Source organism: Pseudomonas rhizophila, assembly GCF_003033885.1.
GTDB lineage: Bacteria > Pseudomonadota > Gammaproteobacteria > Pseudomonadales > Pseudomonadaceae > Aquipseudomonas > Aquipseudomonas rhizophila.
The window spans coordinates 2,104,645-2,117,620 of the sequence record NZ_CP024081.1; the positions used below are offsets into that span (position 1 = coordinate 2,104,645).

Genomic DNA, 12,976 nt, shown 5'->3' on the forward strand with positions numbered 1-12,976 from the left:
GCATGTGGATTGAGCGTTTGGATGCCAATCACGCCTTGGCCTACCGCGAGCTGATGCTTGAAGCCTACGATCGCCATCCGCAGGCGTTCACTTCCAGTGTGCGGGAGCGGGCGCTGATGCCGTTGAGTTGGTGGGAAGGGCGGTTGACCGGCAAGCTTGATGTGGTGCTGGGTGCGTTCGAAGCAGGAACATTGGCCGGCATCGTTGGCCTGGCTTTCGAACCGAGGGAAAAGGCCCGCCACAAGGCAACACTGTTTGGCATGTATGTGTCGGCCGAATTTCGTCAGCGCGGCTTGGGTTATGAGCTGGTACAAGCTGTACTGGCCGAAGCGCAAAGCCACCCTGCACTGAAACTCATCCAGCTCACCGTTACCGCCGGCAATGAGGCCGCCTTCAAGTTGTACCAGCGCTGCGGTTTCATCCAGTTCGGGCTTGAACCTTTAGCGGTGCGGGTGGGCGAGGATTATTTCGACAAAATCCACATGTGGCGCCAGATATCGATGCCTGAGATCAAGGGCGAAGAGGTCGATTCGCCCTTGTCCTGATAATTGGTCAAGGGTATTTGATCTCTGGCCGTGGACCGGTATAAACGGGCAAATCGGATTCCTCCGCAGGCGCGCTCATGCTTCCTGCTCCACTGTTCAAGCGCACGATTCTTATGTTTCGTATGCCGAAATCGTTGCCGTTACCGCTATCCTGGTCATTGTTTATATACATTCGTACCATCCCTCGTTCGGTGATGGTGAACTCGATTGAAAACAGGTACCAGACTCCATCCTTGGGGACATGACGGGGCACGCCACGCCATTGCGGCATGCCGGTGTCAGGGTAAAGGATCGGGTTGACCAGCCCTGGAATGTGGCTGCTGTCGGCAACATGGGTTCCTTCGAACGTGAATTGGTATTGTCCGGGAATGAAAAGGAAATCCTGATAGAGGATGACCCCGGCGAAGCCGTATGGGGCGCCTTGATCGGTGAAGTTGAAAAACGCGTTTACTGATTGATGGTTCATGACGTGCGGGCGGATAGATCCGGAACGAGCCGCCAGATAGGGAATCCAGCCGTTATAGGAGTCCGCCAGTGAAGTGTAGTGATCCTCCCATTCCACCGGTGCCGTGCCGATGATGATGGAGCTCGTCGTCGATATATTGCTGTTGCGCAACTGATCGACAATCCGGGCACTCACCGGATGGGTGCCGTCGCCGATCTGCTGAAGGTCGGCGGCCGACAACGTGTAAGTGATCGGGTTGGCAGGATGGACATAGGGGATTGTTTTACTCCAAGTCCCCACGGTCAGTGTCACCTCATCAAATTCGCGTGGGTAGCTGCGGGTTAAAGTAAATGTGCCTGGCTGTGCCGGGCTGACGCTGGCCGGATGGCTGACCGTGATCCCGGATGGCGGGTAATGGAACAGCAGGTCCAGGATCGGGGTCGAGTCTTCGTGATTCTGGCTGACCCGGGTCACTCGGTAAAACAGTGTATTGCCGCCGTTCACCAGCCACCCCCATGGCAACTCCATGTCTATGCGGTCGTTCTCCTCGCCTGCCTTGATGACCTTGATCACGGATGTCGGTTTGCCATTGACCCACAGCTCGACAGAATCACCGATATCCATTGGTTCAGAGAGTATCGTCACCGGATCAATCACCATGTACAGGCTGATGGATGGCGAATGAATGGTCAGGGGAATGCCGCCGTGGTAGGCGCCGGTCGGCAGCACGGGTGTCTTCCATCCGGGAATGTACATGGGCAGCAGCTCAAGAGCTGCGTCGGCCTGCGATGAGTTGCGCACGCTGTCCATCTTTCTCCTCGCTACGGTGCCTGAACTGACTCGGGGCTGGCACCATCAGAGCGCGAAAGGAGAAGGGTGTCACCTGTCAGACCTGACAGGTGAGTGTGATATTCAGACAGTTGGTCATTTTGCACACCGAATGAAAAAACACGCTGTGCTTCAGCGCACGGCACTGACGCCGTCGAGGGTCGAAAACGAAGTGTCCTTGGCCGTCAGCAGAAAGTCGCGCATGTAGGGCGCATCGAGCATGTCGGTGCGCACGGCGGCATACAGCGTGGCGAACAAACCTTTCTCTCCCAGTCGCTTGGCCTTCACGTAGCCCCGCGAGCTGTATTCATGCAGTGCCCAATGGGGCATGCCGCAGACGCCACGACCGCTGGCCACCAGTTGCATCATCATCACCGTCAGTTCAGACGTGCGCACCTGGGCCGGTTCGATGTCGGCCGGTTCCAGGAAACGGGTGAAGATGTCCAGGCGATCGCGCTCCACCGGATAGGTGATCAGGGTTTCGCTGACCAGGTCTTCGGGCACGATGTAGGGTTTGTTCGCCAGTCGGTGCTGGTTGGCCACGGCGAGCATCGCTTCGTAGGTGAACAGCGGCACGTAGGTGATGCCCGCCAGGTCCAGCGGGTCGGAGGTCACCACCAGGTCCAGGTCGCCCCGGGCCAGGGCCGGCAGTGGGGCGAAGGCGAAGCCCGAGGCCAGGTCCAGCTCGACTTCCGGCCAGGCGTCGCGGAACTGGTCGATGGTGGGCATCAGCCACTGAAAGCAACTGTGGCACTCGATGGCCATGTGCAAGCGCCCGGCGGTGCCTCCGGCCAACCGACCGATGTCCCGCTCGGCGCTGCGCAGCAACGGCAGGGTGGCGTCGGCCAGTTGCAGCAGGCGCAGGCCGGCACTGGTGAAACGCACCGGTTTGGTCTTGCGCACGAATAGTTGCATGCCCAGGCGTTCTTCCAGTTCCTTGAACTGGTGGGAAAGGGCGGACTGGGTCAGGTGCAGGCGTTCGGCGGCTTCGACCAGGCTATCGGCTTCGCGCAGGGCATGCAGGGTCTTGAGGTGGCGGATTTCAAGCACCGTGGGCTCCATGAGTAAAACTCGTGATCAACACGAAAAGGTTGAGTTTGTCTCATGTGGGGCTGGCTGTCGACAATGGCGCCATCTTTTACAGGAGGACACACACCATGGCCCTGGCCCACACCTTAGGTTTTCCCCGCATCGGCGCCGACCGCGAACTGAAAAAAGCCCTCGAAGCCTACTGGAAGGGCGACCTGGCACCGGCCGCGCTGCAAGCGGTGGGCCGTGAATTGCGGGCCCGACACTGGCAACTGCAGAAAGAGGCCGGCATCGACCTGCTGCCGGTCGGTGATTTCGCCTGGTACGACCAGGTGCTCAGCCACACTTTGACCCTGGGTGCCGTCCCGTCGCGATTCCACAACACCCTCGATGCTCAGGCCAAGCCGACCCTCGACACCCTGTTCGCCATGGCCCGAGGCGCCACCGCTGCCTGCTGCGGAGCTGATCACGGGCAAGCCCAATACGCTCAGGAACTGACCAAGTGGTTCGACACCAACTACCACTATCTGGTCCCGGAGTTTTCCGCCGACCAGCGCTTCGCCCTGAGTTGGGAGCAACTGTTCGAAGAAGTGGACGAGGCCCATGCCCTGGGACATCAGGTCAAACCGGTGATCATCGGCCCTTTGACGTATCTGTGGCTGGGCAAGGCCAAGGGCGAGGACTTCGACAAGCTCGACCTGCTCGAGCGTCTGTTGCCGGTCTACGGTGAAATCCTCAATCGCCTCAAGGCCCAGGGTGTTGAGTGGGTGCAGATCGACGAACCGATCCTCACCCTCGACCTGCCCCTGGCCTGGAAAAGCGCGTTCGAGCGGGCCTATCACATCCTTCAGTATTCGCCGCTGAAAAAGCTGGTGGCGACCTATTTCAGTGGCTTGGAAGACAACCTCGGCCTGGCGGTGAGCCTGCCGGTGGACGGTTTGCACATCGACGCGGTACGGGCGCCGGAACAACTGGGTCAGGTGCTCGATCGCCTGCCGACCTACAAAATCCTGTCGGTGGGGTTGGTCAATGGCCGCAACGTCTGGCGCTGTGAACTGGAACAGGCGCTGGCGCAATTGCAGCCGGCCCAGGAGCGTTTTGGCGACAACCTCTGGGTCAGCACCTCTTGCTCACTGTTGCACAGCCCCGTGGACCTGGAGCGTGAAGACCGACTGGACCCTGAACTCAAGAGCTGGCTGGCCTTTGCCGTGCAGAAATGCGGTGAAGTGGCGGTACTGCGCGATGCGCTCAACGACCCCCAGGCACCCGGTGTGCAACACGCCTTGGCCGACAGCCGTGACGTGCATGCTCGTCGTGCCGGCTCGACACGCATTCACAAAGCCGAGGTTCAGGCCCGCCTCGCCGCGATACGACCACAGGACAGCCAGCGGCGCTCGCCGTTTGCCCAGCGCATGGAGCAGCAGCGCGCCCGGCTGAAACTGCCGGCCTTTCCCACCACCACCATTGGTTCCTTCCCGCAGACTCCGGCGATTCGCCTGGCGCGCCAGGCCTACAAGCAAGGCAAGCTGTCGGCCAACGATTATCAGGACGCCATGCACACTGAGATCCGCCATGCCGTGCAGATCCAGGAACGCCTGGGCCTGGATGTGCTGGTACATGGCGAAGCCGAACGCAACGACATGGTGGAATATTTCGCCGAACAACTGGACGGCTATGCCTTCACCCGTTTCGGCTGGGTCCAGAGCTACGGTTCGCGTTGTGTGAAGCCGGCAATCATCTACGGCGACATCAGCCGCCCGAAAGCGATGACCGTCGACTGGATCCGCTACGCCCAGAGCCTGACCGACAAGGTGATGAAGGGCATGCTCACCGGCCCCGTGACCATGCTGATGTGGTCGTTCCCTCGCGAGGACGTCTCGCGTCAGGTTCAGGCGCAACAACTGGCCCTGGCCCTGCGTGACGAAGTGCTGGACCTGGAAAAGGCCGGGATCAAAATCGTGCAGATCGACGAGGCTGCATTCCGCGAAGGCCTGCCCCTGCGACGCGGGCAATGGCAGGCGTACCTGGACTGGGCTGTGGAGGCCTTCCGCTTGAGCGCATCGGGTGTAAGCGACGAAACCCAGATCCACACCCACATGTGCTACAGCGAATTCAATGATGTGATCAAGGCCATCGCCGACATGGACGCCGACGTGATCACCATTGAAACCTCGCGTTCGGACATGGAGTTGCTGGAGGCTTTCGAAGCGTTCGAGTACCCCAACGATATCGGCCCGGGCGTCTACGACATCCACTCGCCACGGGTGCCGGACACGGCCGAGATGGTGGCGTTGATGAGCAAGGCGGTGAAGCGGATTGCGGCGGACCGGCTGTGGGTCAACCCCGATTGCGGCCTGAAGACCCGGGCGTGGCCGGAGACAGAAGCGGCGCTGGTGAACATGGTGGCGGCGGCGCGGCAGTTGCGCAGTCAGTTGGCCTGAAGCCCGAATACTCTTACAGGCATGCCCCTGACCTGTGGCGAGGGGATTTATCCCCGCTGGGCTGCGAAGCAGCCCCCCAGATCTATCAGGTTTATTGAGTTGCTGGTTTGGGCCTGCTGCGCAGTCCAGCGGGGATAAATCCCCTCGCCACAGGGGGAGTGCTCTGCTTTGCTTCATTTGACCGGGTGGAGCGACCACTCGGCAATCTTCATCAAACTGTCACGCAACTGTGGCAGCGCGCTTGAACAAACTTCATCAGACTCGCGCTCTACTGGGGTTCTGCGTTTTGGTGTTTCTTCATGCGTGTATTTATCTTTCTGTCCGCGTTGTTGTTCGGCCTGCCGTCGATTGCGGCTTCTCGATGTGATGTCAACGTTGCGACCCAACGGGTCGATCTGGATCAGGTCAGCCTGGCGTACCAGAGCATCGGCCGTGCCTCCGACCCGGCGTTGTTGCTGGTGATGGGCTTGGGCGGGCAGTTGATACATTGGCCGGACGAGGTGGTGGCGGCCCTGTGCGAGCAGGGCTTTCGGGTGATTCGCTACGACAACCGCGACGTGGGCTTGTCCGCCTGGCGTCAGGCGCCCGGCAGCGCCAACCTGGCCTTTGAAGCCTTGCGCTACAAGCTGGGCCTGCCCGTGGCCGCTCCCTACACCTTGACCGACATGGCCGACGACGGCTTGGGGTTGATGGACGCGTTGCAGGTGCAAAGCTTTCACGTACTGGGGGTGAGCATGGGCGGGATGATCGCCCAGCACATGGCGGCCATGGCGCCGCAGCGGGTGGAGAGCCTGACCCTGATCATGACCAGCTCGGGTGCCGAAGGCCTGCCGGCACCCAGCGAAACCCTGGTGCAGCTGTTGTCCCGGCGCAGTGCGCCGAATCGTGAAGTGGCCCTGGAACAACAGGCCGATCTGCTGGCCGCCCTGGGCAGCCCGATGGTGGTGGATGATCGTCAGGCGCTGCTGCGTCAGGCCGCCCAGGCCTATGACCGGGCCTTCAACCCCGAAGGCGTGCAACGCCAGATCATGGCGATCATGGCCGAGCCGAGCCGGGTGGCGCTGCTCAATCAACTGCGCGTGCCGACCCTGGTGGTTCACGGCACCGCCGACCCGTTGTTGCCGGTGATGCACGGTGTGCACCTGGCGGCGCACATCCGTGGCAGCCGCCTGAAGCTGATACCGGGCCTGGCCCACCGGTTTCAAGAAGCGTTCAAGGAACCGTTGCTGGGGGCGGTGTTGCCCTACTTGCAGCAGCATCGCGAAGACACCTCGCATTGGGCGCAGATCGAGCCGGTGCAGGTGCCGAATCTGCTGTAGCTTTTCCCGTGATAAGGGGACTGATCTGTGGCGAGGGGATTTATCCCCGCTGGGTTGCGAAGCGACCCCAAAACTGGCGCCTCGGTATGTCAGGCTGATCATGTTCGATTGCTTGGGGCCTGCTGCGCAGTCCAGCGGGGATAAATCCCCTCGCCACAGGGGGCTTGCGGTGAAACAGCTAGCGCGTCTGCGCCTGCTCCACCAACCACTCCATCAGCGCCTGCAACTGCTCCGACGCTCCGGGCTTGCGCGGATACACCAGGTGATAGGCCAACCCGGTCCTGACCTTCAGTTCGAAGGGCATCACCAGTCGCCCGGCGTTCAGGTCGTCGCCGATCAGCGACCAGTCGCCAATCGCCACGCCCGTGCCTTGGGAGGCCATGGACATCGCCAGGTCCAGGGTTTCGAAATGCTGGCCTTTGCTGACGTTGCTCAGTTGCACCTGCGCAGCCTCCAGCCAAGCGTTCCAGTCGCGCTCGTCACTGGTGGGATGAAGCAGCAGATGGTGTTGCAGGTCGGCGGGTGAGCGCAGCGGCACCGGACCTTCAAGCAGTGGACGCGAACACACCGGTGTCAGTTGTTCGTCGAACAAGTGCAGGCTCGTCAATGAAGGCGCGGGCGGCGGCCCATAGACCACCGCGGCGTCGAAGGTTTCGCGCTGGAAATCCACGCCGTGGCGGACGGTGGTGGTCAACTCCACCGGTATGTCCGGTCGTACCTTTTGCCATTGCAGCAAACGCGGCATCAGCCAGCGCAGCACGCAGGTCGGCGCCTTGAGTCGCACGCTCTGGCGTTTCTCGCCGATCTGCTCCACCGCTTCCGCGATCAGGCCGAACACCTGTTGCACCCGTGGCAACCACGCCTGTCCCTGCGGCGTCAGGCTCAGGCCCCGTGCCTGACGCAGGAACAGCGCGTAACCCAAATGCTCCTCCAGCCCGGCGATCTGCCGGCTCACCGCGCCCTGGGTGATGTGCAACTGTTCCGCCGCCCGGGTGAAGTTGCAGCACTGGGCGGTGATCAGAAACGTGTGCAGCGCCGGGAGCGGAGGAAGTCGTTTCATTTGGAATCGAGCCATGATGTAGGGACATGGCTAGTATGACTTTTTATCCATTGTTGCGGCTATGGCCTGGCCGTTCCAATAACGCCATTCCCCGAAAACAAGAAGGTCAGTGGCAATGGCGACGTGCGGCGAAGTATTGGTCAAGTTACTCGAAGGTTATGGCGTGGAGCAGGTGTTCGGGATTCCCGGCGTGCACACCGTCGAGTTGTATCGTGGGCTGGCCCGTTCCAGCATCCGCCATGTGACGCCGCGTCACGAACAGGGCGCCGGCTTCATGGCCGATGGCTACGCCCGCGTCAGCGGCAAGCCCGGTGTGTGCTTCATCATCACCGGCCCCGGCATGACCAACATCACCACCGCCATGGGCCAGGCCTACGCCGATTCGATCCCGATGCTGGTGATCTCCAGCGTGCAGTCGCGCAGCCAGTTGGGCGGCGGGCGCGGCAAACTCCATGAACTACCGAACCAGAGCGCGTTGGTGAGTGGCGTGGCGGCGTTTTCCCACACGCTGATGTCCGCCGCTGAGTTGCCGGGAGTGCTGGCCCGGGCTTTCGCCTTGTTCCAGGCCGGTCGCCCGCGGCCGGTGCACATTGAAATTCCGTTGGATGTTCTGGTCGAAGACGCCGATGCCTTGCTCGCCACAAGGCCAGTGAACATCAGCCGTGCCGGGGCCGCGCCGAGTGCCGTGGCGCAGATGTCGGCGATGCTGGCGAAGGCCCAGCGGCCTCTGATCCTGGCCGGTGGCGGCGCCATTGATGCCGCCCGCGAACTGACCGAACTGGCTGAATGCCTCGGCGCCCCCGTGGCATTGACCATCAACGCCAAAGGCTTGTTGCCGTCGCGTCATCCTCTGCTGATCGGCTCCACGCAAAGCCTGGTGGCCACCCGCGCACTGGTGGCCGAGGCCGACGTGGTGCTGGCCATCGGCACGGAGCTGGCCGAGACCGACTACGACATCACCTTCGCCGGCGGCTTCGAAATCCCCGGTGCATTGCTGCGCATCGACATCGACCCGGACCAGACCGTGCGCAACTACCCGCCGCACCTGGCGCTGGTGGCCGATGCCCGCAGCGCCAGCCAGGCCTTGCTCGATGGGTTGAAGCAACAATCCCTGACCCAGCGCAACAGCGATTGGGGCCAGGTGCGTGCCGCGCGGTTACGGGCGGATCTGGACCGGGACTGGGACGTCGCGACCCGCGCGCAGACCTTGTTCATCGACACGGTTTTGCAGGCCTTGCCCGACGCGGTATTCGTCGGTGACTCCACACAACCGGTGTACACCGGCAACCTGACCTTCAACCCGGAACATCCACGTCGCTGGTTCAATGCTTCCACCGGCTACGGCACCCTCGGCTATGCCTTGCCGGCGGCCATCGGCGCCTTGCTCGGCGGCATCGATTCGGGTAAGGGGCGTCCGCCCGTGGTGTGCCTGATCGGTGATGGCGGCTTGCAGTTCACCCTGCCGGAGCTGGCCAGCGCCGTGGAAGCAGGCGTGCCAGTGATCGTGCTGCTGTGGAATAACCAGGGTTACGAAGAGATCAAGAAATACATGGTCAACCGCGCCATTGAACCGGTGGGCGTGGACATCTACACCCCGGATTTCATTGGCGTGGCCAAGGCCCTGGGCTGCTTTGCACAGGCAGTCGACGGCGTGGCGCCATTGCGCGCCGCATTGCTGGAGGCCCACGACCGCCAGGGCCCGACCCTGATCGAAATCGATCAGGCGCGCTGGATGCTGGGGGTGGCCCAATGAATTTCCCCACCACCCAGGACGGCCTGTACATCAACGGCCAATGGTCATCGGGCGATCAGCATTTGCGGGTGATCAACCCGGTCACCGAGGCGCTGCTGACCACGGTCAATGGCGGTGAGGAGCGCGCCGTCGATCAGGCCTTGAACGCGGCGACCCAGGCTTTGGTGCAATGGTCGAACACCACCGGCGCCGAGCGCGGGGCGCTTCTGCGCCGTATCGCCGCCGGCGTGCGGGCCGCTCGTGAGCGCTTGATGCACCTGCAATCGAGCAATAACGGCAAACCCCTGTTCGAAGCGGCCATCGATGTCGACGACGTGGTCGCCACCTTCGAGTATTACGCCGAACTGGCCGAAGGGCTGGACGCCCGGCAGGACAGCCCACTGGCATTGCCCAGCGATGACTTCAGGGCACGCCTGCGCCGCGAACCCTGCGGTGTGGTGGGCTTGATCGTGCCGTGGAATTTCCCGATGGTCACCACCGCCTGGAAGCTCGCCCCGGCCTTGGCTGCCGGCTGTTGTGTGGTGCTCAAACCTTCGGAGGTGACACCGCTGCCGGAGTTGGAACTGGCGTCGATCATCGCCGAGTGCGGCTTACCCCACGGCGTGTTCAACCTGATCTGCGGCACGGGGCTGGCCGTGGGCGCGCCGCTGGCGACAGATCCGCGCGTGGCGAAGATTTCCTTTACCGGCAGCAATGCGGTGGGGGTGCAGGTGATGCAACGGGCGGCGGAAACGGTGAAGGGCGTGAGCCTGGAATTGGGTGGCAAGTCGTCGCTGCTGGTGCTGGCCGACGCTGATCTGGAGCTGGCGGTGGAGCTGGCCTGTGGTGGCGGTTTCTTCAACGCCGGACAAATGTGCTCGGCCACCAGTCGCGTGCTGGTCGCCGATGAGCTGGCCGACGAGTTCCTGCAACGGCTCAAGACTCGCGCCGAAGCGATTCGCGTGGCTGACCCGTTTGACCCTGACGTGGAGATGGGCGCGCTGGTCAACCAAGCGCAATACCAACGCGTGCTTGGGCATATCGACCGGGGCTTGAGCGCCGGGGCGACGCTGGTGTGCGGCGGACAACGCCCCGCGCATTTGCCGCGCGGCTATTTTCTACAGCCGACAGTCTTCACCGACGTGCCGGTGGACAGCGAGCTGTGGTGCGAAGAAATCTTCGGGCCGGTGCTGTGTGTGCGCCGTTTCACCTCCCTGGAGCAAGCGATTGCCCTGGCCAATGACAGCCGTTTCGGCCTGGTGGCCAGTGTTGTCAATCGCGATACCGAAGTTGCCGAACAGGTGGCCAATGCACTGCAGGCGGGACTGGTGTGGATCAACGCCCCCCAAGTGATCTTTCCCCAGGCGGCGTGGGGCGGCTACAAGCAGAGCAGCATGGGCCGCGAGTTGGGGCCTTGGGGGCTGGCGGCGTTTCAGGAGATCAAACATGTGGTGCGGGCGGTTTGAGCGCTAGAAGTGGGCTGTCTTTACTGGCCCCATCGCGAGCAGGCTCGCTCCCACAGTTGATCTGGGTGACCGGAGAATTTGTGTTCAACACAGAGCCCTTGTGGGAGCGAGCCTGCTCGCGATGAGGCCGGCACAGCCAACCCAAAAATCAGCTCAGACAGTCATCCGCAACCGCGCCAGATCCCGCAGCGGCGGCGCGCCGAACAGGCGGCTGTACTCGCGGCTGAACTGCGAAGGGCTTTCATACCCCACCCGATACCCCGCCGCCGAAGCTTCCAGCCCTTCGGCCAGCATCAGTCGCCGGGCTTCCTGAAGGCGCAGTTGTTTCTGGTATTGCAGCGGGCTCATGGCCGTCATGGCCTTGAAGCGGTGATGCAGGGTCGAGACGCTGAGGTTCACTTCCCGGGCCAGGTCATCGATGCGCAACGGTTGCTCGAAATGGCCATTGAGCCATTTGATCGCCTGGCTGATGCGATGGCTCTGACTATTGGTAATGGCGATTTCGTACAGCCGATAGCCCTGAGGGCTGCGCAGCAGGCGGTACAGAATCTCCCGGCGCACCAGGGGCGCAAGCATGGCGATGTCTTTCGGGCTGTCCAGCAAGCGCGTCAGGCGCAACACGGCGTCGAGCATCGGCGTGTCCAAGCGTTCTACATACAGGCCGCGACCGGTGGGGCGCGTGGGTACGCCGAGGGGGCCTGCGTCGGCAATCAGCGCGGTGATTTCCGCCGGATCGATGTCCAGGCGCAGGGCCAGGATCGGCTGATCGGGCGAGACGCTGGCGATGCAACCACTCAGGGGCATCGAGACCGAGACCACCAGGTAATGGAGCGGATCGTAGTTGAACAACTCATCCGCCAGGCGCACCTGCTTGCTGCCCTGGGCCATGATGCACAGCGCCGGTCGCGCCAGCACCGGTGCGAATTGATGGGCTTGACTGTGGCGCGACAGATTCAGCGAGTCGATGGCTGTGGCGTAGTTGCCGTCTTCACTGGTATTGCGGGCGATGATCGACGCCAGTTCGGCGCGCTGTTGTTCCAGATACGTGTCCAGCGGGACGTGGGCGTGGTCAAGCGGCGACATGCCGGAATCCTCGGGAAAGGGGGAGCGATGAGCAGAGCTTATGTTTGTGCAAGTTGCAGTGGTAGCCACATCCTGTCGAAAGCTTGCCTGATCCTGCACGGTGCATCGATTCACCATGGCTTAATGTGACAAAAACTTGCTTGAAACCTTTTGTTTCAACTTTCCCGGATCCTCGCGGATGGAGGACCGATTGGGTCCCGCTTTCGCGCAGGATCGTGCAATGGGTCGGCAGGAATCGACTAACGAGCCTGGTGTCGTGACGCTTAACCTTTGATCCTGTCGCAGCCTGTCCCGGGCTGCACAACGGATTACCTGGGAGGGTTGAACATGTCTACACAGATCCCCGTCAGTCATATGGCCTTTGTGCGGGCCCGTTCCGGTTGCTCCAAGCCATTGGGTGCACGCCTGAGTACGCTGATCGCGCCTTCGCGCCAGGCTCCCGGATGCCTGCATTTTGCCTTGCAGCAATCGCAATGCGACGCCGATCTGTGGCTGGTGTCCGGGCTCTGGGTCAATCAACAGGCGATGGATGCTTATTTCAACTCACCGGCCATGGCGATCTTCGCCGAGCTGGTACAGGACCTGGTGGTGAGCAGCCTGGATTTCCACACCTTCCGGGAAGTGTCCGCCGCCCAGGCGACCGAAGGGTGCCTGGCGAAGGTACACAAACTGGCGGGTTGAAGGTTTAATGAGCGTCATTTTCCATCGCCAGGATGCGCAATATGGCACGTAAAGCCTTTGAAACCTTCGAAGCTGTTTCCGCGGTCGTTCCCAAAGAGGGCGGCGGCTACTACGCGGCGATTGCCACCAAAGCCATTGGTGGTTCCGGTGCGCCGCGTTTTAACAAGGTGCTTGAAGATCAGACGTTCAAGACGGCCACTGATGCCGACTCGGCGGCGGCCATTGAGTTGACCCATCTCAAGGGTGTGGGCGATGAGGGCGAGCTGATCTGGAACCCGCGAGATTAACATTATGGGAGCAAGGCTTACCCGCGATGCAGTCACCTCGGTTCAAAAGACAGGCCGCGT

The 12,976-nt window shown here is 62.0% G+C and carries 11 protein-coding genes; 7 read left to right on the plus strand and 4 right to left on the minus strand.

Features of this window, described 5'->3' with window-relative positions:
* Nucleotides 1-2: 2 nt before the first annotated feature.
* A complete protein-coding gene (locus tag CRX69_RS09820) occupies nucleotides 3-545 on the plus strand; it encodes a GNAT family N-acetyltransferase (RefSeq protein ID WP_076383651.1) in 543 nt (180 codons plus the stop codon).
* 7 nt (nucleotides 546-552) lie between these two features.
* Here CRX69_RS09820 and CRX69_RS09825 read toward each other — a convergent pair whose 3' ends face one another.
* Complete coding sequence (locus CRX69_RS09825; RefSeq protein WP_076383652.1) at nucleotides 553-1,800, minus strand: hypothetical protein; 1,248 nt, start codon at nucleotides 1,798-1,800, stop codon at nucleotides 553-555.
* A gap of 150 nt (nucleotides 1,801-1,950) precedes the next feature.
* The gene (gene metR / locus CRX69_RS09830; RefSeq protein WP_107323250.1) at nucleotides 1,951-2,868 is read right to left on the minus strand and encodes a transcriptional regulator MetR; all 918 of its coding nucleotides are present in this window, start codon (nucleotides 2,866-2,868) and stop codon (nucleotides 1,951-1,953) included.
* Nucleotides 2,869-2,975: 107 nt separating this feature from the next.
* On the opposite strand from metR, the gene metE reads away from it, so the two are divergent.
* Both metE and CRX69_RS09840 read left to right on the plus strand, forming a co-directional pair.
* On the plus strand, nucleotides 2,976-5,288 hold the full coding sequence (gene metE / locus CRX69_RS09835; RefSeq protein WP_107321940.1) for a 5-methyltetrahydropteroyltriglutamate--homocysteine S-methyltransferase: 2,313 nt from the start codon (nucleotides 2,976-2,978) through the stop codon (nucleotides 5,286-5,288).
* A 299-nt stretch (nucleotides 5,289-5,587) separates the two neighbouring features.
* Nucleotides 5,588-6,607 carry an alpha/beta fold hydrolase gene (locus CRX69_RS09840; protein WP_107321941.1) on the plus strand — a complete coding sequence of 340 codons (1,020 nt, stop codon included), beginning with the start codon at nucleotides 5,588-5,590 and terminating at the stop codon, nucleotides 6,605-6,607.
* A 178-nt stretch (nucleotides 6,608-6,785) separates the two neighbouring features.
* Here the strand turns inward: CRX69_RS09840 and CRX69_RS09845 are convergent, their stop codons facing one another.
* Nucleotides 6,786-7,667, minus strand: a complete 882-nt coding sequence (locus CRX69_RS09845; RefSeq protein ID WP_107321942.1) for a LysR substrate-binding domain-containing protein — start codon at nucleotides 7,665-7,667, stop codon at nucleotides 6,786-6,788.
* A 115-nt stretch (nucleotides 7,668-7,782) separates the two neighbouring features.
* On the opposite strand from CRX69_RS09845, the gene CRX69_RS09850 reads away from it, so the two are divergent.
* Both CRX69_RS09850 and CRX69_RS09855 read left to right on the plus strand, forming a co-directional pair.
* A complete protein-coding gene (locus CRX69_RS09850) occupies nucleotides 7,783-9,420 on the plus strand; it encodes a 5-guanidino-2-oxopentanoate decarboxylase (RefSeq protein WP_107321943.1) in 1,638 nt (545 codons plus the stop codon).
* Entirely contained in the window at nucleotides 9,417-10,865 is a 1,449-nt protein-coding gene (locus CRX69_RS09855; RefSeq protein ID WP_107321944.1) for an aldehyde dehydrogenase family protein, read from the plus strand. Before CRX69_RS09850 ends, CRX69_RS09855 begins: the two co-directional genes overlap by 4 nt.
* Before the next feature lie 153 nt (nucleotides 10,866-11,018).
* Here the strand turns inward: CRX69_RS09855 and CRX69_RS09860 are convergent, their stop codons facing one another.
* Entirely contained in the window at nucleotides 11,019-11,948 is a 930-nt protein-coding gene (locus tag CRX69_RS09860) for an AraC family transcriptional regulator (protein ID WP_047230390.1), read from the minus strand.
* A gap of 327 nt (nucleotides 11,949-12,275) precedes the next feature.
* On the opposite strand from CRX69_RS09860, the gene CRX69_RS09865 reads away from it, so the two are divergent.
* On the plus strand, nucleotides 12,276-12,629 hold the full coding sequence (locus CRX69_RS09865; protein WP_107321945.1) for a putative quinol monooxygenase: 354 nt from the start codon (nucleotides 12,276-12,278) through the stop codon (nucleotides 12,627-12,629).
* A gap of 41 nt (nucleotides 12,630-12,670) precedes the next feature.
* Nucleotides 12,671-12,916, plus strand: coding sequence for a hypothetical protein (locus CRX69_RS09870; RefSeq protein ID WP_047230388.1), 246 nt, complete (start codon nucleotides 12,671-12,673; stop codon nucleotides 12,914-12,916).
* Nucleotides 12,917-12,976 lie beyond the last annotated feature (60 nt).